Below are 26,095 nucleotides of genomic sequence, written 5' to 3'. Positions count from 1 at the left end.
AGAAAATAATCGTTTAAAGCGAATCGTTTAATGCCTCGCCTCAACGTGGTGCGTATTATACATAGGGACTTACTCAACACAAGTGCTTAACAACGAAATATTTCATTTTTCTGACTGTTCGCAGCTTAATTGAGCAATATGTGCAAAGTTAGTACTACAACGCGATTTTTATTCCTTAAAACCTAGGGCGTGTTGAACTTTACAGCAAAAATGCACAGCAAAGTTCAACACGCCCTAGAGGACTACGCCAATTTATTTAAATTTTTCCATCTTTTCAGCCAGTGAAAAGTCGAGTTCAGTCAGCCCACCGGCATCATGAGTCGTTAGCGTCACCTCTACTTTGTTATAAACGTTAAACCACTCGGGGTGATGTTTAAGCTTTTCGGCCCAAATTGCTATTTGCGACATCCATCCAAATGCTCGGATAAAACTTTTAAATTTGAACGTTTTTTTTATGCTGTCGCCATCTCGTTCCCAATGCACATCATCGGTAACTAGGTCGTTCAGCTCATTCAGTTTGTTAGCAATAGCATCATCTGCTAGTTTCGTCGGCATGCTCATCTCCATGTATCTTTTTTTGTAAGTCTTGTATCGTTACTTTAAATAATGTGAATGAGATTAGAAAACAGATGCACGGAAAACGTGAAAAGATGTGTGGTGTATTTAGTTTACAAAAAAGCCGGCTTTAAAAGCCGGCTTCATCTAACAAGCAATAAACTTAAAATTCTATTGCTAACCTTGCGTAAATTTGACGACCACGTGGATCGTGTACTTTCGAATCGAAGCCACTGTTTGTAAACACTTGCGGTGGTTCTTCATCAAATAGATTGATTCCACCCAACGTCAGTACATAACTTTGATCCGTATCAAATACGCTACCTAAGTCAATGTTGTACTGAGCATCAACCGTCAACATGCTGTCAATTTCATAGAAACCATTTGCACATCCACCGGTGTTACTCGTGCCATCTGCACAGTTTTGATCATCGTCGTAAGAAGAGACATAACGCAAGAACAGGTTTGCAGCATGTACATCATTCTGCCAGTTGAGGCCAATATTCATGCGTAACTCTGGCGATGAAACACCGATGTTATTAAAGTTACGGCGACCCGCACCATCGATATCCCCGGCTTGAGGATCGTTCAAGTCATACTTGGTAATGTAAGTAGCTTGAATGGTAGGTGTAAAGTTCCCAAGCTCTGTTTCCATTTTGTAGCTTGAAACGAAGTCTATACCCGATGTTTCCAGTGAACTTGCATTAACATACGTGTTGTTAATCTGTAATACTGGCCCTGATACAGGGTCACCTGCACGTACAATCCGCGTAGTATCGGTCGGATCAGCATTCAGCAACGCTTGCGCGTTTTCTTGAATGATCAAATCTTCAAATTCAAAGTTCCAATAATCGACCTCAATTGATAAGTCTCTGAACGGCTCGTAGGAGAAACCTATATTGTATGCTGTAGATTCTTCAGGTTTTAAGTCCTCATTACCTGATGTACGCACAGCAACAAATGCCTGTGCACCTTGGACGGGGTCAACAACTTGTTGTAAAGAGGTAGCGCCCCCTTGTGCTAGGAATACAGTCGGAGCTCTGAACGATGTAGATATAGAGCCGCGTAGTGAAAACTCGTCGGAAGCGCGCCATGATATCGCTAGCTTAGGATCGACTGTACTACCGATGCTACCGCCGTAATCTTCATAACGAACGGCCAACTGCACATCGAGTTCGTCATTTACCGGTAATGCTAGTTCTCCAAAGGCTGCCCAAACATCTTGGCTTCCATCTAAATCAGGGTTACCAATGACAAAGGTAAAACTATCTTGGTTCGATAACTCATCGTAATCCTGTCTCAGGCTGTTTTCACGATATTGAACCCCGAGTGCAAGCGCTGCATAACCGCCGCTCATTTCGAAGGTATCGAACGAGGTAAACGCTTCGAATACCTCTAAATCAGACTTAGAGTCAATAACTTGCTTGCCCGTAAACGAACTAATTACATAGTCTGAATTAGGCGCGCTCGTGTAAGACGTTGCAAATGGATTGAAGAACTGGCAGCTCCCCTCACCTGGCGTTCCCAATACTGGGTTACAGTCTGAACCACCGAAACCTAACAACGCGAGTTGAAATTCAGTGTTCATTACATCGGGTACTGAAAATACAAAGTCATTGACTGCTCTTGTGTAACTGACTTCCCAGAAACCGCTGTCAGTAACACCCTGTAAGTTTGTGCTAAAGCGGAAAGTATCTGACTCAGTGTTTGCAGCATCACCAGGCTGTCCATTCCCTTCAGCTCGGCCAAAGAATGCAACAGAACGTCCAAAGGGGTTTTGTGGGTGATAATCTGGCACCACCGGTGCAGTCAAAATAGGGAAGCTCGGTGCACCGCCGCGCTCAGCGCGGTTTCGTGCCATGCCAATTTCGGTTGTCCATGTGATGTCGTCTGTAAATTCGTACTCAGCACGTGTGTACGCATTGATACGGCTTTCATCAGGCACATAAGAATAGTAGGGCCCAAAGTCGAAACCACAGAGGCCAACATCAAGCCCAGGAATTGTGCCTGCTGGCGCTAATACTTGCGGGAAACCTCCGAACTCTTCACACCCAAACGGATCAATAACAGGCACGCCTGGCGCGATGAAGAAACTCGCAGGATTACCCAGTGCACTGGTATCATCTTGGGGGCGGCTTAAGCGTCTATCGCTAATGAAGAGTGGAGAGCGATTCGTATAACTAATAGCGGCTATGACATTACCTTTGTCGCCCGTTGCGCCCCACAGACCCTGAAGGACATATTCTTTATTATCGCCGTGTGCACCATCTTGGTAGTCAACACTTACCATAGCACCTTCGTAATTTCGTTTGGTGATGAAGTTCACCACACCGGCGACAGCATCAGAGCCGTACAACGCAGAAGCACCGTCTTTCACTACTTCCATACGATCAATAGCTATCATAGGAACTAGTGAACTCGTATCGACAAAGTTTAGACCTTCGTTTGTTGGCTGAGCGTTAACAACCTGACGTTTGTTGTTTAACAATACTAATGTAGAGGCAACGCCAAGACCGCGAAGGTTAATATTCGATGTGCCCGCAGTCGCATTTTGCGTAAACGCGTCAGGGTTATTTTCCGCGCCTGTATTAATGGTGAGTGTTTGGGTGATATCGGCGATGTTTTTCGCACCAATAGAATCAATGGCGACACTGTCGACAACCGCTAGCGGCGAAGGAGATTCAAAATTCTCGCTTCGACGAACAAAGCTTCCGGTAACAAGAATGAGTTCAACGTCTTTCTTAGCTTCTTGCTCGTTTTCTACTTCAGCTTCTTGGGCTGATGCAAGATAAGGAGAACAAAATAAAGCAGTACCAACCATGGCGGCAACTGCTGTCTTACGCGTTTTAAATTTCATAGTGTGATTCCAAATCTGGGCTTATCACTACCGGCACTACTACCCACACTTTCCGCTAGCAACAGGCTGTTCGATTTTGTGTTGTTATATTGATAGGCCATCCACAAATTGTGACCTACCCGATTGATACTATGCCCGATATCCATGTTTGTAAATTTATTGTGAATAATATGTTTACATTAATTTTACACATGGTCAGACCAGATAGACTTATGGCTAATACCGAGACGTTTCCTATAAAACCTCCAACACGTTTATAGGAACATGTTTCAATACGTCGGTAATTCATACACACCTGCTTTTCTCCAACGTCCGAAAAATAAAATAAAACAATTAAATTTCAGAAGGATAGAGAATCTAAATTGTAGGAATGAAATTTGAAAGATATGGGTTAATTTAGACGGTGATTGAGAGGGTTATGGAGTTTCCAAAGGTCGATGAGGTATATAAGCTCTTAAGCGAAAAGCTTGAAAGTTGGGTCGAAGGAGGCATTACACTGCTCCCAAATATCGTGGTCGCTTTTCTTATCGCTATCTTATTTGGCATTGTTGCAAAGGTCATAGGCAATGTGGTGGGAAAGCTTATGCGACGTACCTTCGAGTCACGTCAAATAGCAGGCCTCCTCACGTCTATCATCAAAGCCATTATTCTGGTCGCAGGTATTTTCATTGCGTTAGATTTTGTTGGCCTCAAAGGGACCGTAACATCACTTTTGGCCGGTGCGGGTATTGTCGGCTTAGCCGTTGGCTTCGCTTTTCAAGATATGACAGAAAACTTTATTGCCGGTGTAGCAATGGGAATCAGAAAACCCTTTGACATTGGTGACGTCATAGAGGCTGAGGGCGTGTTCGGAAATGTGAAAGAAATCAACCTCCGAAACACATTGGTTGAGACGTTCTACGGACAGTTAGAAGTTATTCCTAACAAGATATTATTTCGCAATATATTAACCAATTACTCATATTTGGGATACAGAAGAATAGAGGTGCCGGTTGGTATCTCTTATGCAGATGACATTGAACAGGCAGCAAAAGTCATCACAGAGGCAATGAATACTAAAGATTACGTTATTAAAAAAGAGGAAACCGCGGTTTACGCAGAATCTTTCGGCGATTCTAGTATAAACCTCCTCCTTTGGTTTTGGATTCGATATCCAGGTGACCCTGGCTTCATGGTGGTTCGCCATGATGCCATTAGCACGGTTAAGACGGTATTAGAGGAAAACGATATTCTTATTCCATTTCCTATCAGAACATTGGATTTCAATGCCAAAGGCGGCGACAAGCTTGATGCCATGATCAATCGACAACAAGCACGCGAAACAGTTAGTAATAGTTCAACTTCGACACAATCAAGGTCGGAAAAAAAAGCAGGTAACGATTCAAGTCAACCTAGTGAAGAGTAAATAGAAAGGAGAAACCCATGGAAATGTTAAATTCAAATACACGTAAGCATGCATTCCTAGCGCTTATCATTGCAGCAAGCCTAGGTAGTTTTGGTGGCTGCGCAACAATTGAAGGCGCAGGCAAGGATATTCAGAGCGCTGGAGAAGCGGTAGAAGAAGGCGCGGAAGAAGCTGCAAATTAAACCTCGTGAAACGCCCAAGTGCAGAGGGCAATTCATTAAAAAAGCCTGAAGAGTAGCGCACGCCTCAGTCAGGCTTTTCTATAAGGCCATCCCCTTAGACAAACCATAAAAATGGGTACACGAGTACAAAGGGATATCCGTTCACAACGGGCCGTAATGTTTATCTATGCGGACTGGTATTGTTCAAAACTGCTAGCATCAAAAAGCTGCCGACTAAAGCAGGGTTGCCACTCGACTTAAGCAAACATGATGCATCAACTTTGAACAGTTTACCCTGGGGCTTTTCAGTCACCTCGACAAGACTAAACTGGTATTTGATTGAATCATTGCTTTTAACCGGTTCAAGGAAGCGCAATTTGTCGATGCCATAGTTTATCATTGAAGCAATCATATCACTGGGTGCTATCACTTCAGCAAATGCCTTCGGCATAAGACTAGCGCTTAGAAACCCGTGCGCAATTGTAGACTTAAAGGGGCTTTCTTGTTCGCAACGAGCGGTGTCTAAGTGGATCCATTGATGATCGCCTGTTGCGTCTGCAAACTGGTTAATCATGTCCTGAGTCACCATTAGCCACTCAGGCTGTTCTAGCTTCTCACCTATCGACAAATCCAAAAGTGTTTTCATTTTCACGTCTCATTTGTATTCAATAATATCAAAACTACTATTATTCACTTGAATGTTTCAATTAACTTTTAATAATAGGTATTTATAAATATTCTTGTTACACTAAGGTAAATTAATCGTAGATGCTATGTAGCAATACCGTAATGTGTTGCAATTATTTACGCTGAGCCGTTATCCAGCGCTTTTTCATCTATTGGCTTTTTTCAGGGCATTCGCTCTTAAAGGATTAGTTATGAATCTCAATAGAATTGACTTGAACTTATTCGCAGTATTCGACGCCATCTATACGGCGGGGAGCTTAACCAAGGCTGCTGATGTATTGTGTATCACCCAACCGGCGGTGAGTAACTCTCTAGCAAGATTGAGAGAAATGCTCAACGATCCGCTTTTCGTACGAACTGGGCACAGCATGACACCTACACCCGTTGCGCAAAATATCATTGTACCTGCGCGACAGGCGTTAGCGCTTCTTCGAAAAAGTGTGCAGGAAAGCCACACGTTCGATCCACTTACGGCAGAGAAGTCTTTTAATTTTGCCAGCCGAGATTTACTAGAGGCCAGTATCATGCCTCGATTAGTTGCAAGACTTCAAAATCTGGCTCCAAACATAGGCTTAACCAACTACGAAATCCCCCGAAGCCAAGTGGTATCTGCTATGGCAGCGGGAACACTCGATTTTTTTGCGGATGCATCAACCTTTACTGACCCTCATTTGTGCAAGGAAAAAATAGCGCAGGACAGGTTTGTTGTCTTGGCACGTAAGAATCATCCTGCACTTAAAAACGGTTTAGACTTAAATACTTTTCTTCGATTAGGTCATATTAACGTTTCTCAACGGAAATCCGGCGCAGGTCCTATTGATGTTGCTCTAGACAAAATGGGAAAGAGAAGAAAAGAAGTCATGCGCGGTCAGCACTTCCTTACTGTCCCAAGCACAATTGTAAAAACCGATTTGATAGCGTGCTTGCCATTTCATTTAGCGAAACATTATGACCTTGCTATTTATGAGATGCCCTTCGATCTTCCTCCGGTGGAATATTATTTATATTGGCATGTCAGCGCAGACCATGATTATGCACACATGTGGATGCGTGAACAGATAATGGAAGTCGCGAGCAACTTTAAGCCGCACTGATTGTGTCTTGATGTATTCTATAACGCCCCACTGGGGCGTTTTTTGCCTCCAAAAAAAGGGTATACAACGGTATACCTGAGTATCACCCTCGTTGTATTCAAGCGTTTAATTATGTCGTTTAATCTTCGCCAACAAATAAACTAACTTTGAAATACCTGAGGAATTAACCATGTTGAAAATCGTTAAAACTTCTCTTGTTATCGCTGCGACATTCGGTGTGTCGGGCGTGGCACAGGCTGACTTGAGCGAGGCGCTTGCAAATATATGTACCATCGTGCAAGCAGACGATAAAGGCGAACTGCGCAAAAAAATGCGTTCTGTAGAATCAGATTATCGCATGAAGCTGAAAGACTATTACTCAGGTATTAGCTGCAGTGGAAACAGTCTCATTCGCACAGCACTTCTTAGCAATGCTGTTGAAGCTGGCGAACTACTCGTTAAAAAAATGCCGAAAAGTGATTTAGAAGCACCGGAAGCTGACGGGAAGACGCTACAGGCTTGGGTGGCTGAAAATGGTCTTCAAGACAACCCTATTGCAGCAGTAATTAAAGATCGACTGTAACCTTTTTCACACCATGTGAACCCATTCAACATGGTTGCAGAGTAATCTGCACTTTAAAGGCGACCTTCGGGTCGCTTTTTTCTTGGCTATATACACTTCAAAAGCCTATCGCAAGACAGCTGCTTTTTTGTACCAGTTTTTCTGTATAAGGCTTTTGGCGCTCGGCTCTTAGCACACAGCTTTATACGCTTGGCTATCTTAACAATCTTATCGAAGTATTATCATCAGACTGCCATAACTTGTTTTCGACATACTTAGATTGAATTGCCATGAAAACGTCGCTTTCGTCCAAGCTCCTTTTGTTATGGATACATGCTCTGTTTGTTTTTGTTTAGTGCAAATAACGCGAAAAAAACAAAAAAACCTTGTTTTACACATCTTATGTCTACTTTTTCGTCGGCGCCTTTCCTTAACAAAAAAAGGGTCCAGCCCTTTAATACTAAAGGCTAAGAGCAACATATCTTCTCTATAGCCTTTAGTATAAGGTATAAAGCTCTATACCCTGTTATTCAAGTGGCTATTTTTCATTCATTCTGGTTGTTTTTTAATTAGAGGCGAACAAACAAACTCTCTGATCAAACTAAACAAACGAAGGAAATTTAACCATGTTGAAAATCGTTAAAACTTCTCTACTTATTACTGCATCAACACTTGCTTTCTCTAACGTTGCTCAAGCTAACGACATAAATGAGGCGCTTGCTAATATTTGTACTATCGTTCAAGCCGATGACAAAGGCGAACTTCGTAAAAAGATGCGTAGTGTCCAGTCGGACTTCAAGTTAAAGCTGCGCGATTACTACTCAGGCATTTCTTGCGGTGGTCAGAGTTTAATTAGAACTGCTCTTAGCAGTAATGCTGTTGAAGTAGGTACGCTTCTTGTCAAACAAATGCCAAGTAAAGACCTCTCTGAGCCAGAGGCAGATGGTAAAACACTGCAAGCTTGGATTGCTGAGCAGGGTCTACAGGATTCTCCAATTTCTGCCGAGCTTAACGATAGAATCTAGGTAAAATTTCACACGACCATGTGAACTGATTCAACATGGTTGCAGCGAATGCTGCGCGCTAAGGCCCCACTGCTACGGGGCCTTTTTTATTGGTCTGATATCGCTTGATGCTTAGAGTATACTTTTGTATACCCTGTTATTTTACCGCATGTTTTTCAATCGCTTAGATTAGGGTTTAATACATCTCAACGAACAAACACTAACTTAACAACAACCGAAGGAATTTAACCATGTTGAAAATCGTTAAAACTTCTCTAGTAATTGCAGCATCAACTTTAGCTTTTTCTAACGCAGCGCAAGCCAACGATATTAACGAAGCACTTGCAAACATCTGCACTATCGTTCAAGCGGATGACAAGGGTGAACTTCGCAAGAAAATGCGTAGCGTTCAATCAGATTACAAATTAAAGCTTCGCGATTACTACTCTGGCATTTCATGCAACGGCCAAAGCCTTATTCGCACCGCCCTTACTAGCAACGCTGTTGAAGTGGGTACGCTACTTGTAAAGCAGATGCCTAGTAAAGACTTGGCAGAGCCTGAGTCAGATGGCAAAACACTACAAGCTTGGATCGCTGAGCAAGGCCTTCAAAGCTCTCCAATTTCGGCTGAAATAAACGGCAGAATTTAATAAAAAATATAGTCACACCATGTGATGCAACACTTCAACATGGTAGCGGCAGGATGCCGCACTAGAGGCCCCTTTTAGGGGCCTCATCCCTTTCTAAAGCTTCAAAAAACCTGTTATCTTTTGCGCGACCCAATCGGTCTCTTCTCTATGTAACCAATGCGAAGCCGATTTATTAAAATGCTTTTCTAGCGATGGCACATAGTGCTCAATATTGTCCAACACGCTCAAATCAAAGGCGTCGTCCTGCTCACCCCAAAGCAATAAGACAGGCAGATAAATAAACACCTCTGGAACGCGGAGATCGTCAAGTTCTGTTTGTGTGGCGTTTAAAGGAGGCACTTGCTGTGGCATTTGGCGATAATAGCTGAGCATTGAATTAAGCGTATGAGGTTCGCTCCAATCTTCAATCAAAGCCTTCCCATACTCTGTATTTTCCTCAAAAAGCGATGCGCCTATCATTCTTTTCAATAACTCAAAATTTGTTTCATTGAGCGTTTGCTGCGCAGTGTCATCTATTAGTGCGTGGATATACTGACTTTTCTCTCGCTGAAGCGGAGAAGTTTTAAGTGAATGAGTAAAGGTAGACGGGTGGGCAGCATTAATAATGATTAGCTTTTTGAAAAGATCTTGGTGAAACGCAGCTAAAGGCCACGCTATTGCACCACCCCAATCGTGACCGAGCAAAATTACGTCTCTATCTTCTTTCACTAAACGAATGAAGGAAGCAATTCGCGTTATGAGCAAAGGAACTTGATAATCTGTTTCACGGTTCAAGGGGCTCGATAAGTGATACCCGGGTAAATCTGGCGCAATCACGTCAAGCGTAGACGGCAATACGTTTATCAATGATTCCCACGTCTGCGCATTTTCGGGAAAGCCGTGAAGCAAGACTAATAGGGGATTGCTTGTCTGCGTTCCTTCACGAGACAGATAATGAATGGCACAACCACCTACCTCAATATATTTAGACGCTATCACAGCCACCTCTTTTCTTTCTCTTTGTTTTAATTAAAAACAAAAAACCGAGCTAAACAATGTACCCAAATATCACTTGGTTACCTCATTTGCTCGGTTTTACGTGCGCCTTTCAATGGCGCACCAATTTTACACTGAACCTTGTTACTGCGCGGTTACTCGATAGCAAACATACTTTCTGGCATAGACATTAAGTTGTCTGCGCCCGATTGCATTGCAGAAACAAGAGAGCGAGTGCGTGTTAACAAACGGTCGAAATAGAAGCCCGTCGTCAAAATCTTACTCTTATAGAATTCAGTTTCTGTGCTACCCGCATCAAGCTGCTCTTGCGCTTTCACTGCCATTTTAAGCCAGAAGTAAGCCACGGTGACATAACCTGAGTACATTAGGTAGTCAACAGATGCCGCACCAATTTCATCTGGATTAGATGCTGCAGCCTTACCGATGTCCATCGTAATTTGCTGCCACTCGTCAAGGTGCGAGTTAAGCGCATTGGTCCAAGCACTAAATTGCGCCCTGTCCCGCAATGAATTACAGTAATCACGGACTTCCTGCACAAACACGTTAAGCAATTCACCGTTAGAGCCCATCACTTTGCGACCCAATAAGTCAACTGCCTGAATACCCGTAGTCCCTTCATACATAGTACAAATGCGGGTATCGCGCGCCAACTGCTCCATGCCCCACTCTTTAATGAAGCCGTGACCACCGTATACCTGCATGCCGTAGCTGGTTGACTCTTGAGCGGTCTCAGTTAAGAAAGCCTTCACGATAGGCGTCAAGAAGGCAAGCTTCGCTTCCGCAACTTGCTTCTCAGCAGCGTCATCGCCGTAAAGGGTAACGTCTACTAACTGCATACAGTAGGCTGCGAGTGCGCGGTTGCCCTCTGCAAACGCCTTTTGCGTTAACAGCATACGTCGTACATCCGGGTGCACAATGATAGGGTCGGCTGGACCATCCGGGTTTTTACGACCGGTGAGAGAACGGAACTGAATACGATCTTTCGCGTAACGTAACGCGCCTTGGAAAGCCGCTTCAGACGCTGCTAAGCCCTCAAGCCCTGTACCAATGCGCGCTGTATTCATAAAGGTGAACATGCAGTTCAAACCACGGTTAGGTGGTCCAATCAAAAAGCCTTTCGCACCGTCGAAGTTAATCACACAGGTGGCGCTAGCTTTAATACCCATCTTATGTTCGATGCTGCCGCAGCTCACAGCATTTCTGTCTTGCTTTTCACCCTCTTCAGATACATTGAATTTAGGTACGACAAATAATGAAATGCCTTTGGTGCCTTCGGGTGCGTCAGGCAAGCGAGCCAGTACGATATGTACAATATTTTCTGACATATCATGCTCACCAGCAGAGATAAAGATCTTCGTACCGGTTAAGCTGTAACTGCCATCATCCTGGGGCTCGGCACGACATTTCAGCATGCCTAAATCCGAACCGCAGTGCGCTTCAGTCAGACACATTGTGCCTGTCCACTCGCCGCTGATCAGTTTTTCAAGAAACATTTTTTGCTGCAGCTCGGTACCGTGCGCTTTTAGCGTTTCCATACAACCCTGGCTCAGACCAGGATACATTGCCCAAGAGTGGTTTGCGCCTGAGAACCACTCAGCAATAATAGAAGACAACGAGTACGGTAGCGCCTGACCGCCGAACTCTTCTGGATGAGACATACTCGGCCAGCCGCCTTCAACGTAAGTTTTATACGCTTCTTTGAAACCTTTTGGCGTAGTGACTTCACCATCAACCCACTTACACCCTTCTTCGTCACCCGAGGCGTTAATAGGTGCTAATACATTTTCTGAAAACTTGGCCGCTTCGGCAAAAATGGCCGACACCAAATCTTCGGAAGCTTCGTCGAAACCCAGCTTTTGATAATGATTTTGATAGTTCAGTAGCTCATGCGTTACAAACATGGCGTCACGTTGTGGAGCTTTATAACCTTCCATACCCAATACCTATATAACTTCAAATAGACCAGCAGCGCCCATGCCGCCACCGATACACATGGTGCAAACAACATACTTCGCACCGCGTCGTTTACCTTCGATGAGTGCGTGACCCACCATGCGAGCACCGCTCATGCCGTATGGGTGACCAATAGAAATGGCACCGCCGTTAACATTTAATAATTCGTCTGGAATGCCTAACTTATCGCGGCAATACAGTACCTGTACCGCAAACGCTTCGTTAAGCTCCCATAGACCGATATCGTCCATGGTTAATCCATGCTGCTTTAATAGCTTAGGGATGGCAAAAACAGGGCCAATTCCCATCTCATCTGGCTCGCAGCCTGCTACTGCAATACCGCGATAAATACCAAGCGGCTGTGCATTCCCTTTTGCCGCTGACTGCTCATCCATGATGACAGTTGCGCTTGCGCCGTCAGAAAGTTGGCTGGCATTACCTGCAGTGATGCAGCCGCCTTCGATAACAGGGTTCAACGCTTTTAAACCTTCAAGGGTAGTTTCTGGGCGATTACCTTCGTCTTTTGACAACGTCACCTCACGTTCAGAAGTTTCACCCGTCTCCTTGTTAAATACAGCTTGCACTGCTGTAATCGGGACGATTTCATCGTCAAATTTTCCGGCCTCTTGTGCAGCTGCCGTGCGCATCTGACTTTGATAACCGTACTCGTCTTGTACATCACGACTGATGTTGTAGCGCTTACCCACCACCTCAGCAGTTTGAAGCATAGGCATGTAAATATCTTTGTGTTTTGCAACGAGTGCAGGATCCACGGCGCGGAACATATTCATGTTCTTGTTTTGCACCAAAGAAATAGAATCTAAACCTCCGGCAACCATAATGTTGGTATCGCCGGTTCGAATCGAATTTGCAGCCGTGGCAATGGCATACATCCCAGAACTGCATTGACGGTCAAGAGTCATGCCCGCTACAGTCACAGGTAATCCGCCAGCAAGGCCCGCTAGGCGGCCGATGTTCATACCACCACTGCCTTGGGTAAGTGCTGCGCCCATTACCACATCATCAATACTGGCCGGGTCAATGCCCGCTCGAGCAACGGCATGTTTGATTGCATGGCCACCTAAAGAAGGGGCTGGCAGGTTGTTAAGTGCGCCTTTGTAGGCTCGCCCTATGGGAGTACGTGCTGTACTTACAATAACTGCATCACGCATTGTTACATTCCTTTCAGTTGGGCTGAAAGTTCAGCCAAAATTTAGTTAGCGCTACGCTCTTTTATCAGTGACCTAGCGCTATTAATTGATTATCGAATCGACAAGACGCAACGAATATTAGCTACGTCTTTTACTCTCTAAACCTTTCTCTGTTACGCTTTATAACTTTTAAACTTGCCGCCCTCTTGCGCCAACTTCACTAGAAGATCACTTGGCTCAAGCCACATCTTTCCGTATTCGCCAAGCTGGTCACGATAGCTGGTAAGCTTATCGAGAATGGTGCCAAGCCCTACTTCGTCAGCGTATTGCATGGGGCCTCCGCGATAGACAGGGAAGCCATAGCCGTAAACATAAATGACATCGATATCGCTAGATTTTGCTGCAATCCCTTCTTCCAAAATGGCTGCACCCTCGTTTATCAATGAATACATCACGCGAACAAGAATTTCCTCATCAGTGATGTCTGAACGCTGGGTTACACCTAAACGCTCAGCTTCTTGTTTCGCTATTTCAAGGACCTCAGGGTCAGGAATAGGAACGCGACTGCCAGGCTCATAGTTGTATGCACCACGTCCTGTTTTCAGTCCGTTTCTGCCCATTTCTACTAAGCGATCTGCAACCGCGCCGTAAGCGGGGTCATGTGAGATATGTTCTTGGCGAGATTGACGTACGTAATAACCGATATCTAACCCAGCCATGTCGCCCATGGTGAACGGTCCCATTGGCATGCCAAATTCAGTTAATACGCGATCAACCTGCTCAGGTGACGCTCCTTCAAGCAATAAGCGGTTAGCTTCACGACCATAAGGCTCAATCATGCGGTTACCCACAAAACCGAAACAAACCCCGACGAGCACCGCTACTTTCTTGATGCGTTTCGCCATCTTCATACAGGTTTTGATGACTTCAGCAGACGTTTTCTCTGCTTTTACCACTTCTAACAGCCGCATTACATTCGCGGGCGAGAAGAAGTGAAGACCAATCACATCTTCAGGGCGCGAAGTAGCTGTCGCAATTTCGTCAATATCCAGCGTTGACGTATTCGAGGCCAAAATAGCACCAGGCTTACATACTTTATCTAGCGCAGAAAACACGGTTTTCTTGACTTCCATCTTCTCAAACACGGCTTCAATGACAAGATCAACATCAGCGAGATCATCATACGACGTCGTGCCAGAAAGTAGCGCCATTCGGCTCTCTACCTGCTCTTGGGTCAACTTTCCTTTCTTCGCCGAGTTTTCGTAATTCTTTCTAATGAGCGCTAACCCCTTCTCTAGCGCTTCTTCTTTAAGCTCAAGCATTGTGACCGGGATGCCAGCATTCGCAAAATTCATCGCGATACCGCCACCCATCGTGCCAGCACCGATAATTGCTACTTTTTCTATACTGCGCTCAGGGGTATTTTTATCGAAATCACTCACGTGACCTGCTGCGCGTTCGGCGAAGAAGAAATGCTGTTGAGCACGCGCTTGCGGCGTATTCATGCACTCCATGAAGAGTTTACCTTCATTTTTAAGGCCGTCTTCGAACCCAAGCGTATAAGCACCGCGCACGGCTTCAATACATTTTAATGGTGCAAAAAAGCCACGAGACGCTTTTTTAGTTTGTGCCGTTACAGCATCGAACACGGCCTCAGTCTCTTTGGACATAGTCAATGTGATATCACACGTGCGCTTGACCGCCTTCTCTGGCGTCAACGCTTGTAAATACGCTTTTGTATCTTCGAGTAAGTGATCAGGTTTATCTGAAATTTTGTCAAACACACCAGGGAGCTTTAGGACTGACGTCGGCTTTCCGGTAACAATCATCTCCAATGAGGTTTGAACATCGGCAAGACGAGGAAGTCGCTGAGTTCCGCCCGCACCAGGAAGAATACCGAGATTAACCTCGGGCAATCCCACCTTATTGTCTGCAAAGGTAATGCGATGATGACAAGCAAGCGCTACCTCTAAACCACCACCAAATGCAGGCCCAGGAAGCACAGCAATAACGGGCTTAGACGCATTTTCTATTTTGTCGAGTACTTCAGGCAACATAGGAGATAGGTCGCCGCCGGAAAATTCACTAATATCAGCACCGCCGGAAAAGATGGGCAGTGAAGAGGTAATAACAATCGCGCTAACGCTATCATCGTGTAATGCGTTGTCGATCCCTTCAATTAGCCCTATTCTGATAGCGCGTGACAGCGCATTGACCGGCGCACTTTGCATTGTTAGTGTGGCGACGCCTTGTTGTACCGCATAATCGACGGCTTTATTTCCTATCTCTGTCATAACCATGTCCTGTTTATCACGTTAACTGGATGTTATTGCAGTGTTGCCAATCATCCAAGTTTATTGGTGTTATAGACATTTATCATAATATTTAATATTTACCGCCAGCCCTTTTGTGAATTCATTTCTCTACGCAGAGCTTGTCTTTCCTCGCCTTAGGTTTATTTGACAGAGAATAAAACCAGTGTTTTTGTTAACTAAGCACCACTTGTTATTACATTTTATTTACAATAAGGATGATTGGCTATGCAAGTGCTCAAAACACCGGAAAGCGCCTTCGAGAAGATCACAGACTTTCCTTACTCCCCCTGTTTCACAGAGATAACAGACACAGTAAGCAGTGAAATAACCATGGCGCATTACCAAAGTGGGCCAGTAGACGGCCATACCGTGCTTTTGATGCATGGCGAACCAACATGGGCATACCTTTACCGCAAAATGATGCCGCTACTTGCTAACGCTGGGTTCAATGTCGTAGCACCTGACTTAATTGGTTTTGGACGCTCAGATAAGCCCGTAAGAAAGGAAGATTACTCCTATGCACGTCACGTGATATGGCTTAAAGACTGGTTTTCTCAAGTTACGAAGGGCCCAGTAACCCTATTCTGCCAAGATTGGGGAGGACTATTAGGACTACGGCTAGTTGCTGACATGCCTGAGCGTTTTTCGGGCGTAATGGTGTCTAACACGGGGTTGCCAACGGGAGACCACCTTCCAAGCGATGCCTTCATCAAATGGCGCCGATTCTCGCAAGACGTTCCGATATTTCCTACATCAACGATCATTCAAAATGCCACCACATCTGACTTAGATGCGGCGACACTTGCCGCCTACGACGCCCCCTTTCCAGACGAACGTTACAAAGTGGGAGCGCGCATGTTTCCACTTCTTGTGCCTGCAAGCCCTGATAACCCAGAAGCGCAGGCAAATAGAAATGCTTGGGAGAAGCTCAAGCAATTCCAGAAACCTTTCATTACCGCTTTTGGTGATAGCGACCCTATTACAAAAGGGGGCGATAAAGTATTTCAAAAGCTCGTCCCTGGCTGTAACGACATGGCACATACTTCGATAGAAAACGGCGGTCACTTTATTCAGGAAGATAAAGGAGAAGAACTCGCTCGTTTACTTATTCAATTTATTGAACAAACACAACTGAATTCGTCACACGACATAGTCTAAAAAACACAATTTCATCAGTCACAAAATAAACAAGAGGAATTTACTATGGATGCTCTACTCGATTTTACAGGACAAGTTGTACTAATCACGGGCGCGGGCAGCGGCTTTGGCCGCTTACTGTCTCTTGGGCTTGCTAACCGAGGTGCTAAGCTTGTTCTTTCAGATATAAACGAAACAGCCCTCGAAGAGACGATGAAGGATGTAAAAGCCTTGACGGAGGTAGCAACACTATCGGGCAATATTGCAAGCGAAGCCCTTAACAAAGCATTAGTTGATACCGCAATGGATACCTTTGGCCGACTCGATATAGCCGTGAATAACGCGGGCATAGCACACAATCCTGCGCCCGTGCATCAGATGACTGAAGAGATCATGGATTCACAGTTTGCTGTAAACGTGAAAGGGGTGATGTTTGGAATGAAATACCAAATTCCCGTTATGCTTGCGCAAAAGCAAGGTCATGTACTCAACGTTAGTTCGCTCGCAGGGCTTGGCGGAGCGCCAAAGGGCGCAGCTTACGCTGCAGCTAAACACGCTGTGTCAGGGATAACCCGAACTGCCGCTGTAGAGTACGGTCGCAAGAATGTCCGCGTTAATGCTATTTGCCCGTTTTACAGTCCAACCAATATTCTTAACGTGGACGGTTACAACACACCAGAGGCACGCGAGCAACTTGGTATGGGAAGCCCAATGAAACGTCTTGGTGAACCCCAAGAAATTGTCAATACCATGATGCTTATGTTGTCACCGGGTAATAGCTATATGAATGGACAGACAATCGCCGTAGACGGCGGGGTTACAGCGTGGTAGTACCCTTACGTTGCTGAATAAGGAGTAATTTCAATCCGCATAAACGTAGAGAGAAAAAAGGTATCATTATTGATACCATGGTATGACACGTCATGTTTCGATCTTATTCTACTTTAGGTGTAATGGAGCGGAACAAACAAAGCCGACGAATGAGGCGGGTGCAACCGCCTCTGAAGTCATTTCTTACTGATGAGATATGCACAACGTTAACAGCGTTTAGCGTAAAGAGAAAAGTGTGATGAAAACGCAAAGTAAAAACATTTTTTTATCCATCGCGCTTAGCGTATTTGCATCTTGTTCTACCTCTGCCCTAGCGCAAGAAACGCCGCCCTCTTTAACTCACGTAAAAGACGTTACATTTAGCAAAACCATTAAGAAACAGCGCATCAACAAATCGCTGGCACTCAATGTCGTAAAGCAAAGCTTGTCTACAACGGCTCAAAGCAAAGGGCAGACAAACAGCCTGTTCCTCATTCATAGCGTTCTACCCAACCATCGCTCTAACGCGGAGTAATAGGGTATTTTAGAGAGTGTAGAAAGTCGCTCGAGCGTTTACTGAGCCGTATGTGCGCTTAAACGTCGGAAAAATTTTGTGACCCGTTAACGCGTTATAAACTGAAAGCTCAATGGGTATACCCAAAGCTCCCCTTTATTGGCTTTTACCGCTGCAACAATTGCGAAGATGATATTCATCAAGCCAAGTACAATGAACCCTAGCGCCCCGATTATAATAAAAGTCAGTATAAAACAGATCACTGAATAAACGAGTAAACTCAATAACCAGTTTACGGTCACTCTTCCATGCTGCTTGATATCTTCATTTTGATCTTTATGCGCAATCCAAAGCACAATGGGCAAGATAAAACCTAATCCGGGAATGACGAAGCTTGATAATTGAGAAACATGGATAAGCGTGCAATAACTTCGGGCGTTTAGCCCCCAATAAACCGGTTCTTCCGTTGACATAACGTTCCTTCCTATTGATTTTGTTTTATCGAGTATATCGTGGAGATTCGATAGTTAAAAGCTTACTCCCTTAGTTCTCCCCTTTCTATTCTAGACGTACACAGCAGCTCAATGCTCGAAGTGATGCGCTCTCGCCTATTGGCCGGTAAATTTTCAAAGTAAAATTCTACCGTCATGACATTCTCTACTGTTATCGGTGAGCGTTGAAAACCGCGCACAATAAGCAAATGTTAAGTCTCGCTGAGTGCATAATCATCTATGCGGACTGGATTATTTCAAATTTGTTTTACAAAACCTATGCCGCGTTACACAATGCAAATGCAAATGCATGTCTATGTGAACCTCGATTCACGTTAAAAACAAAATAATTATAGGACAACGTATGCTCAATCATAAACGTACTCTGTTAGCAGCATTGGTAAGCGTATCGCTTATGGGCTGCGGCGAAAGTACTCATCAGACAGAATCAAAACCAGAACTCACCGCGCAAGATGCAAAACAATTTTTACAACAAGTACAAGATGACATTGCAAAAATGCAGGTACCTGCTGCACACGCAGAGTGGAGCTATGCCACTAATATCAACTTCGATACCGCTGCGGTAAGCGCCTACTTTAATGAGGTGCTATCAACAAAAGTGGCTAAACTAGCCAAGGAAGCAGCCAAGTTTAATGATGTCGACGTTGACGCCGATACACGCCGACAGCTAGAACTGCTAAAAAACGGTCTTACTATGCCACCACCCGCAGATGCCCAAAAAGCAGAGCGTTTGGCGAAAATAGGATCAGAACTCAGCGCCATGTACGGTTCGGGTGAATATTGTAGCGATGACGGTACGTGCAAAAGCTTAGTTGAAATGAGTTCAGAAATGGCTACATTGCGCGACGCCGACAAACTACTGGAATATTGGACAGGTTGGCGTGAAGTCTCAAAACCTATGGCGCCACTTTATGCGGAGCAAGTTTCGCTTGCTAACGAAGGTGCAGCAGAGTTAGGGTTTGAAAACGTAAGTGCTCTGTGGCGTGGAAAATATGACATGCCCGCAGACGAGTTTCCAAAAGAACTTGATCGCTTGTGGACACAAGTTGAACCTTTTTATGAGTCTCTTCACTGCCATGTTAGAGCAAAACTTGGTGAGCATTACGGTGAAGACGTGGTCCCCCAAGATAAGCCAATTCCAGCACATTTGTTGGGAAATATGTGGGCGCAATCATGGGGTAATATTTACGATATCGTAAAACCACAACAAGAAATGAAGGTGCCTGATGTAACAGGCGCATTAGCGGCGCAAGGCTATGATGAAATCGCTATGGTTAAACAGGCCGAATCATTTTTCTCATCGCTAGGCTTTGAAGAACTACCAGATACCTTCTGGGAACGTTCTATGTTTCAAAAACCTGAAGGCCGAGACGTTCAGTGTCATGCTTCAGCATGGGATTTGGATGATAAAGACGATCTTCGAATTAAAATGTGTATTCAAAAGACCGGTGAAGAGTTTAATGTTATTCACCACGAATTAGGGCACAACTATTACCAGCGCGCCTATAAAAACCAACCGCTTCTTTACCGTGGTTCAGCGAACGATGGCTTCCATGAAGCCATTGGTGACACAATTGCACTGTCTATTACACCTAAGTATCTAAAGCAAATCGACTTAATTGACGAAATACCAGATGCATCAAATGACATTGGTATGCTGATGCAGGTAGCGCTCGATAAAATTGCGTTTATACCGTTTGGTTTAATGGTCGACCAATGGCGCTGGAAGGTTATGTCAGGAGAGGTGACGCCTGAACAATATAACCAGCTGTGGTGGGAGCTAAGAGAAAAATATCAGGGTGTCATGGCCCCAATTGACCGTGGTGCTGATGCCTTTGATCCCGGTGCAAAATACCACGTTCCGGCCAATGTACCGTATACTCGCTACTTCTTAGCGCATATCCTTCAGTTCCAATTCCACAAAGCTTTATGTGAAATTGCCGGTGATGAGGGGCCATTAAATCGCTGCTCTATTTACGGCAGTGAAGAGGCAGGTAAAGCACTTAATCAAATGCTAGAGATGGGTATGAGTCAGCCATGGCAAAATGCGCTAGAGACATTAACAGGCACGTCTAAAATGGATGCGAGCACCATCGCTGACTATTTTGCGCCGCTAAAAACGTGGCTAGATGAACAAAACGCTTCACGTCAGTGTGGCTGGTAAGTTCCCTGCCATTTCAGCATGAAATAGCCTGACATAAGTTGATAAGCCTCAAATATTTGAGGCTTTTTTATTTAAATTAAACTATTGTCCCATTGTAAGTTTGTATTAAAAGCGTACCGTTACAGTTTATCTAAAATTAAATTTATTTAAGCATGAAAGGTTTCTTCACTCGTTTTCTAATCACTTACGGCGCTGTCTTTAGCTTATCTGTCAATGCTGACGTGAAGACGGATCCCCTCGCCTTTCATGTATTCGATACCGAAAGTGGAATTACAAACGTTTCTATAGCCGACATAGCGGAAGACAAATATGGCTTTCTATGGCTTGCCTCCCAGTCTGGCATCGACAGATTTGACGGCTATAAGTTTTCTAACTTTGGTATGTGGGGTGAAAACAAAAAATCAGGATTAGAGACACTCACCGCCCTTCAGATAGAAGCGAGTGAAGATGGCCAGTACATGTGGGTTGGCACATTTAGTGGTTTGAGTCGTTTAAATGTAGACACCGAGGAATTTAAGCACTACGACCTCCCTGCGTCATCCCCTTTCACAAAAAATGTTATCAACCGCGTTAAATTAACGAACGATGGAAAGCTTTGGATTATTTCTGAACGTAATCTTTATTCTTACAATGAAGACACTGACAATATTGAGTTTATAAGCTTTTTACCTGACACAACGAGCACGCTTACCGATATCGAGCTAGTCGGAAAAACGCTTTATGTAGCCTCTACCGCGGGACTTTACAAATTTGACCCTATTAAAGGAAAACTCGAGTTAGCATCGAGTGAAAGGATTAACATAACAAGACTTCTCGCAGGTGAGCGCTCAACGCTTTTTTTAGGGACAGCCTCACGGGGTGTCTGCTTCTTTAATCCAAGCCGCAATGGACCATCAATTACTGCCCAGTGTACGTCAGAAATTCATGGGTTATCCGACAATTACGTAACCGACATTTTGCTTAGTTCAAACAGCGATATCTGGATTGGCACTGAACGTGGATTAAATATATTACCCTCTTTTAGTCCTTTCACAGTAGTGCAGACTCCAGTTACCAAAAAAGATGCGGGTAATGAAAGAATTTCTAGTCTTTATCAAGGTCGAACAGGCCTCGTGGTCGTGGGAACTAAAGATGATGGTTTTGCTATTAGCAACCCAGAACTGAGCAATTTTAATTCTATGGAAGTAGGTGACGGACGGATCATCGGTTCGATGACAGGCTATAAAAACAATAAAGTCTGGGTCACTAATGAAAAGGGACTATGGCTCTTCAATACCGTAAATTACGACTATGAGGGCCCTTTTACGTCAAGCGATGCCAAAGAGAGTGATGACAAATCAAGCGATAAGTTGATCGGTATTGTTTACGATGAAAAGAGAGACGAACTGTGGGTAGCGACGCGTTCAGGGCTTGCAAAGCTCAATAAACAAACCAATCAATTAGATATCGTCGCTATGCAAGGCAAAGCCGGTTACAGCGTTAGCGTAGATGCAGACGGAGATGTTTGGTTTGGCGGCTACAGTGATGGGGTGTTTGTATATCGTCCATCTGAAGAACGGATAGTAAAGCAGTGGCCGTTGTCGCTGACGACGCGCATCTTAATTGAAGACGGGGAAAGCGCGTGGCTTAGTACCGTTACTGGATTATACCTTGCTAACAAACTTACCGGTGAGATTGTCAGTATTGGCCAATTCACCGACAAAATCACGGACAAAACCGTGGTCACTTGGATCTCTCGTTCGAAACGGGGCGGTTACTTGGTAGGTACGCAAGCGGCCGGACTCTTTTTTATTACCAAAGAAGGGAATGACCTCTCCTCCATCAAAGTGACTCAGCTAAAACGAGAAAGTAGATTAAGTGATATTTCAATAGGTGCTATTGTCGAAGACGATGAATATGGCTTGTGGATTTCAACAATAGAAGGGATTTCCTATCTTGCGCCTAACCTCTCTACGCTGTCTTACTTTGGCGCCGAAAATGGTGCGTTAGCGACTGGATATTACATTGGCTCAGTATCTTTAACTCAAAATAACACCATTCTTTTTGGCGGCGCGGAAGGACTGACGCTGTTCAACCCAGCGGATGTCGTAAGCGTAAAATGGTCTCCCACTATTCACCTGACCAATATAGAGGTAGTGAGCAGAGACCAAGACAGTGGTGCGACTTATCAGCAGAGAGTTAGTTTAGGAGAAAGCATAGCGCTTGATTACTCTGACATTGCGCTATCTATCGAATTTGCGGCACTCGATTACATCAATGCAAGTGAGATTCGCTATGCATATAAGCTTGCGGACTTCGAAACCAGTTGGCGGTTTAGTGACGCTAAAACGCGGGTAGCAACGTACACTAATTTAGATCCGGGTCGCTACCGTTTTACAGTAAAAGCTATCAATAAAGAAAACGAATGGAGCAGTGACGAAGCGCAGCTTGAGATTGTTGTAGTGCCGCCTTGGTGGGATGAACCCATATGGCGAGCCGCTTTGCTGTTAACTATTTTGTTAATTTTATCCTCTGCGGTTTGGTTTAGGATCATGTCTTTGAAAAGGCGTTCCATTGAACTTAGTTTAAAAGTAGAGGAAAAAACGAAAGACTTAGAGGCTGCAGTAGAACAGCTCACCTTACTTTCTACACAAGATACGCTGACGGGTCTAAAAAACCGTCGCTATTTTTCACAAAGGGCAAGTGCTGAATGGCATGAATTTAAACGTCACCACCGCACTTTTTCTCTTCTCATTATTGATATAGATCATTTCAAACACATCAACGATACCTATGGTCATCAAGCTGGAGACATCGTGCTGGTAGAAGTAGCGCGAACGCTCGAGGATAATCTGCGCGAGAGCGATGTTATCTCCCGGTGGGGTGGCGAGGAATTTCTTATTTTACTCCCCTCTTTAAATGTACACGAAGCCTATTGGGTCGCTGAAAAATTACGTAAAAGTGTAGCGGATACTGTCATAGACATCCCGCCTCACAAAATTAACGTGTCTATCACCTGTGGCGTTGCCGATATTACGGACTACGATAGTATTGAAGCGTGTATCTACGCGGTTGACGAAAAACTGTATCAGGGCAAGGCGTCCGGACGTAACGCAGTCATTAATTAAATTTCAACATTGGCGAAAAGGAAGATTTTTCGCTAGAGCTTGTCAATCTTTGACGCAGAACAACTATGCCAGCAGTGCTGTTTCGCGATTAAAACGCTTTCATATAGCCCAAAATTCGTACAGCAAAGTTCAAAACACGCCCTAGTCCTGCGTTCTGTCTTTCACGAAAGACATCCAGTGTGCCTATGTCGTCAATCTCCTCATCATGCAATTAGTCGCTCTTTATGATCGCTTTATGCTCATCACCATTATCCATTACTAACGATTCGCTAAACAAAGAGAAAGGAGTTTAAGATAATGGCTAATGTATTAGTAATAGGCGCATCAGGACAAATTGGTAAACAGGCTACCGTTAAACTGCTCGATGCTGGACACAAGGTAATAGCGCCAGTAAGAAGCCCTGAGAAACTCTCAGACATTGAGCACGGTAATCTCAGTGTAGTGAAGCAAAACTTAGAAGACGATTTTTCAGCGCATTTTAAAGGTGCTGATGTCGTTGTATTTACTGCAGGGTCTGGCGGCAACACTGGCGCAGACAAAACCATTATGATTGACCTTTGGGCTGCACGTAACGCCGTCAATTATGCAAAAGACGCCGCTATCCCTAAATTTGTCATGGTCAGTTCAATTGGCGCTGGAGATCCTGATGCCGTTGCTTCCGAAATTAAACCTTACTTAGTCGCCAAACACATGGCTGACGAGCATCTAATTAATAGTGGTCTACATCACATTATTTTGCGTCCAGGAACCTTACTGAATGAGCCGGGTACGCATCTGGTTAGCACCAATATGCCGGACAACAAAGATGATGCTGTTATCCCAAGAGAAGACGTTGCAACCGCCATTGTTGAAAGTGTTGCCAGACAAGGCAGTGATAATGTCATTACTTACTTATTCAAAGGCGATACGCCAATTTCTCAGGTTTTCTAACCGTATTGAGGAAAAGGTGAGATGAACCGTGAGTTTGCTTGATTACTCACTAAAGAGGCCCTCTATTGTTCTCTTATGAAGCTATAGGTGGGCCTTTTTCATTAGGTTATATATCAAAACCAGTCACACGAGCTGGCAATAAAGGCGACTAACTCACTGCGTCATGGAATAAGGGATTGGCTTACCCAGTTACCCTGTTCATCTTTTTGATGCCATTCGCGATTTTGAGGGTTTCCTCTCAAATTCAAATAGTCTACGTTTTGTATGGTCAGCAACAGTGTGCAGAAATGAGAAGGAACTTGCTTGAAGTCCCCTTCAATGTGAAGTGCTGAGCCATCATTTCGAGGGGTGCCTGGCTCTCCCCAAAAAAATTGCTTTTTTCCTGCATCAGACAATTTATCCCATTGCTGCTTTACTAAAGTAAAATCATCCTTGGCTGTTACCACTGACGCTTCGCAAGAGAATCGATACTGCTCTCTGGTTTTTGAAAAATACCAGCATACCTGCGCTTTAGGATTTTGAGTAAGCTGGCCAAACTTTTCAGAGCGCGTGTCTGAAATAACGACCAGCTGATTCTCTTCCGTTATCCCCCTAAACACTACAGTTCGACAAAAAGGTTCACCTAAGTTGCTCACCGTAGCCAATTGAAAGTAGCGACTTTCGGGCATATTTCGCGTTTGATGCAAACTCTTTGTCAGTCCTTGTCGCCACTGGGGCATACTCACCTCCGGATGTAAACCAACTGCGGCTTTGGTTATGCCGCGTTTTTTTTTTCGGCTAAAGAAAACATTGTATAGAAGTTACGCGTGGTGATGTCGGCAAGTTCTTTTACCGACACGCCTTTTAGTTCTGCAATATATTCTGCTACTTCAACGACATAGCCTGGCTGGTTTTGTTTACCACGGTGGGGAACAGGCGCAAGCCATGGTGAATCAGTTTCAATCAATAGCCTGTCTAGAGGGATTGCTTTCACCACCTCGCGTAATTCATCGGCAGAGTTAAACGTCACAATGCCAGAAATAGAAATATAAAAGTCCATTTCAATAGCTGCCTGGGCCATCTCCAATGACTCGGTAAAGCAATGCAAAACACCTTTCGTGTGCGCGGCTTTGTGTTCACGCAGCAAATTGATGGTATCTTCGCGTGCATCTCGCGTGTGAATGATTAACGGCTTTTGGGTTTCGTTAGCTACCCTAATATGGTCGACAAAGGACGTTAACTGAATGTCCTTGCTTTCAGGACTGTAGAAATAGTCCAGCCCTGTCTCTCCTATTGCAACGACTTCCTTGCGCAGCGCTTTCTCTAACAACGCCTCATAACTGCACGCTTCATCTTGATGAAGTGGGTGAACACCACAGGATACCGAAACGTCTTCGAACTGTTCGACCGCTGCCAGCATGCTGTCGTAATCACCAACAGACACACACACGCACAGGAAGTGCTCAACACCGCGCATTCTTGCGAAATTTAACGTTTCAGCCAGTTCTTCTGGGCTTTGCTTTAATCGGTCTAAATGACAATGAGAATCTACGAACAAACTACACCTTTATTT

Annotated in this window: 22 protein-coding genes; 12 read left to right on the top strand and 10 right to left on the bottom strand. The window is 44.5% G+C overall.

Annotated features, from left to right (window positions below; translation table 11 throughout):
• Positions 1–252: 252 nt before the first annotated feature.
• Positions 253–555, bottom strand: coding sequence for a 4a-hydroxytetrahydrobiopterin dehydratase (locus tag GVO63_RS14930; RefSeq protein WP_159492749.1), 303 nt, complete (start codon positions 553–555; stop codon positions 253–255).
• A gap of 163 nt (positions 556–718) precedes the next feature.
• On the bottom strand, positions 719–3,412 hold the full coding sequence (locus tag GVO63_RS14925) for a TonB-dependent siderophore receptor (RefSeq protein ID WP_159580932.1): 2,694 nt from the start codon (positions 3,410–3,412) through the stop codon (positions 719–721).
• Between the two features lie 418 nt (positions 3,413–3,830).
• Here GVO63_RS14925 and GVO63_RS14920 point away from each other — a divergent pair, with 418 nt between their 5' ends.
• Entirely contained in the window at positions 3,831–4,817 is a 987-nt protein-coding gene (locus tag GVO63_RS14920; protein WP_159580930.1) for a mechanosensitive ion channel family protein, read from the top strand.
• 17 nt (positions 4,818–4,834) lie between these two features.
• Entirely contained in the window at positions 4,835–4,999 is a 165-nt protein-coding gene (locus tag GVO63_RS14915; RefSeq protein WP_159492752.1) for an entericidin A/B family lipoprotein, read from the top strand.
• 160 nt (positions 5,000–5,159) lie between these two features.
• Here the strand turns inward: GVO63_RS14915 and GVO63_RS14910 are convergent, their stop codons facing one another.
• Entirely contained in the window at positions 5,160–5,624 is a 465-nt protein-coding gene (locus GVO63_RS14910; protein ID WP_159580928.1) for a MaoC/PaaZ C-terminal domain-containing protein, read from the bottom strand.
• A 232-nt stretch (positions 5,625–5,856) separates the two neighbouring features.
• On the opposite strand from GVO63_RS14910, the gene GVO63_RS14905 reads away from it, so the two are divergent.
• The 4 genes from GVO63_RS14905 (at position 5,857) to GVO63_RS14890 (ending at position 8,954) form a co-directional block, all read left to right on the top strand.
• Positions 5,857–6,759 (top strand): LysR family transcriptional regulator, encoded by a 903-nt coding sequence (locus GVO63_RS14905; protein ID WP_159580926.1) that lies wholly within the window; start codon positions 5,857–5,859, stop codon positions 6,757–6,759.
• A gap of 169 nt (positions 6,760–6,928) precedes the next feature.
• Complete coding sequence (locus tag GVO63_RS14900; RefSeq protein WP_159492755.1) at positions 6,929–7,321, top strand: DUF3718 domain-containing protein; 393 nt, start codon at positions 6,929–6,931, stop codon at positions 7,319–7,321.
• Positions 7,322–7,926: 605 nt separating this feature from the next.
• Positions 7,927–8,325: a DUF3718 domain-containing protein gene (locus GVO63_RS14895; RefSeq protein ID WP_159580924.1), complete on the top strand. Its 399-nt coding sequence runs from the start codon at positions 7,927–7,929 to the stop codon at positions 8,323–8,325.
• Positions 8,326–8,555: 230 nt separating this feature from the next.
• Positions 8,556–8,954 (top strand): DUF3718 domain-containing protein, encoded by a 399-nt coding sequence (locus GVO63_RS14890; protein WP_159492757.1) that lies wholly within the window; start codon positions 8,556–8,558, stop codon positions 8,952–8,954.
• A gap of 93 nt (positions 8,955–9,047) precedes the next feature.
• On the opposite strand, the gene GVO63_RS14885 is transcribed toward GVO63_RS14890, so the two are convergent.
• The 4 genes from GVO63_RS14885 to GVO63_RS14870 all read right to left on the bottom strand — a co-directional run bounded on the left by GVO63_RS14885 (position 9,048) and on the right by GVO63_RS14870 (position 15,348).
• Positions 9,048–9,932, bottom strand: a complete 885-nt coding sequence (locus tag GVO63_RS14885; RefSeq protein WP_159580922.1) for an alpha/beta fold hydrolase — start codon at positions 9,930–9,932, stop codon at positions 9,048–9,050.
• 152 nt (positions 9,933–10,084) lie between these two features.
• The gene (locus GVO63_RS14880; protein WP_159580920.1) at positions 10,085–11,884 is read right to left on the bottom strand and encodes an acyl-CoA dehydrogenase C-terminal domain-containing protein; all 1,800 of its coding nucleotides are present in this window, start codon (positions 11,882–11,884) and stop codon (positions 10,085–10,087) included.
• Between the two features lie 9 nt (positions 11,885–11,893).
• Complete coding sequence (locus tag GVO63_RS14875) at positions 11,894–13,075, bottom strand: acetyl-CoA C-acyltransferase (protein ID WP_159492760.1); 1,182 nt, start codon at positions 13,073–13,075, stop codon at positions 11,894–11,896.
• 152 nt (positions 13,076–13,227) lie between these two features.
• Positions 13,228–15,348 carry a 3-hydroxyacyl-CoA dehydrogenase NAD-binding domain-containing protein gene (locus tag GVO63_RS14870; protein ID WP_159580918.1) on the bottom strand — a complete coding sequence of 707 codons (2,121 nt, stop codon included), beginning with the start codon at positions 15,346–15,348 and terminating at the stop codon, positions 13,228–13,230.
• A 246-nt stretch (positions 15,349–15,594) separates the two neighbouring features.
• Between GVO63_RS14870 and GVO63_RS14865 the strand changes: the two genes are divergently transcribed.
• From GVO63_RS14865 to GVO63_RS14855, 3 genes are all read left to right on the top strand, one after another.
• Entirely contained in the window at positions 15,595–16,527 is a 933-nt protein-coding gene (locus GVO63_RS14865; protein ID WP_159580916.1) for a haloalkane dehalogenase, read from the top strand.
• A 45-nt stretch (positions 16,528–16,572) separates the two neighbouring features.
• Positions 16,573–17,337 carry an SDR family NAD(P)-dependent oxidoreductase gene (locus tag GVO63_RS14860; RefSeq protein ID WP_159580914.1) on the top strand — a complete coding sequence of 255 codons (765 nt, stop codon included), beginning with the start codon at positions 16,573–16,575 and terminating at the stop codon, positions 17,335–17,337.
• 238 nt (positions 17,338–17,575) lie between these two features.
• On the top strand, positions 17,576–17,851 hold the full coding sequence (locus tag GVO63_RS14855) for a hypothetical protein (protein ID WP_159580934.1): 276 nt from the start codon (positions 17,576–17,578) through the stop codon (positions 17,849–17,851).
• A gap of 86 nt (positions 17,852–17,937) precedes the next feature.
• Here GVO63_RS14855 and GVO63_RS14850 read toward each other — a convergent pair whose 3' ends face one another.
• A complete protein-coding gene (locus GVO63_RS14850) occupies positions 17,938–18,303 on the bottom strand; it encodes a DUF4870 domain-containing protein (RefSeq protein ID WP_159580912.1) in 366 nt (121 codons plus the stop codon).
• A gap of 382 nt (positions 18,304–18,685) precedes the next feature.
• Between GVO63_RS14850 and GVO63_RS14845 the strand changes: the two genes are divergently transcribed.
• The 3 genes from GVO63_RS14845 (at position 18,686) to GVO63_RS14835 (ending at position 24,543) form a co-directional block, all read left to right on the top strand.
• Positions 18,686–20,506 (top strand): M2 family metallopeptidase, encoded by a 1,821-nt coding sequence (locus GVO63_RS14845; RefSeq protein ID WP_159580910.1) that lies wholly within the window; start codon positions 18,686–18,688, stop codon positions 20,504–20,506.
• Positions 20,507–20,658: 152 nt separating this feature from the next.
• A complete protein-coding gene (locus tag GVO63_RS14840; RefSeq protein WP_159492766.1) occupies positions 20,659–23,613 on the top strand; it encodes a ligand-binding sensor domain-containing diguanylate cyclase in 2,955 nt (984 codons plus the stop codon).
• 297 nt (positions 23,614–23,910) lie between these two features.
• Positions 23,911–24,543, top strand: coding sequence for an SDR family oxidoreductase (locus GVO63_RS14835; protein WP_159492767.1), 633 nt, complete (start codon positions 23,911–23,913; stop codon positions 24,541–24,543).
• A 161-nt stretch (positions 24,544–24,704) separates the two neighbouring features.
• Here GVO63_RS14835 and GVO63_RS14830 read toward each other — a convergent pair whose 3' ends face one another.
• The gene (locus GVO63_RS14830; RefSeq protein WP_159492768.1) at positions 24,705–25,262 is read right to left on the bottom strand and encodes a pyridoxamine 5'-phosphate oxidase family protein; all 558 of its coding nucleotides are present in this window, start codon (positions 25,260–25,262) and stop codon (positions 24,705–24,707) included.
• Between the two features lie 35 nt (positions 25,263–25,297).
• On the bottom strand, positions 25,298–26,080 hold the full coding sequence (locus GVO63_RS14825; protein WP_159580908.1) for a TatD family hydrolase: 783 nt from the start codon (positions 26,078–26,080) through the stop codon (positions 25,298–25,300).
• Positions 26,081–26,095 lie beyond the last annotated feature (15 nt).

The organism is Alteromonas sp. KUL106, assembly GCF_009811415.1.
GTDB lineage: Bacteria > Pseudomonadota > Gammaproteobacteria > Enterobacterales > Alteromonadaceae > Alteromonas.
This window is presented reverse-complemented; position numbering and strand designations above follow the sequence as displayed.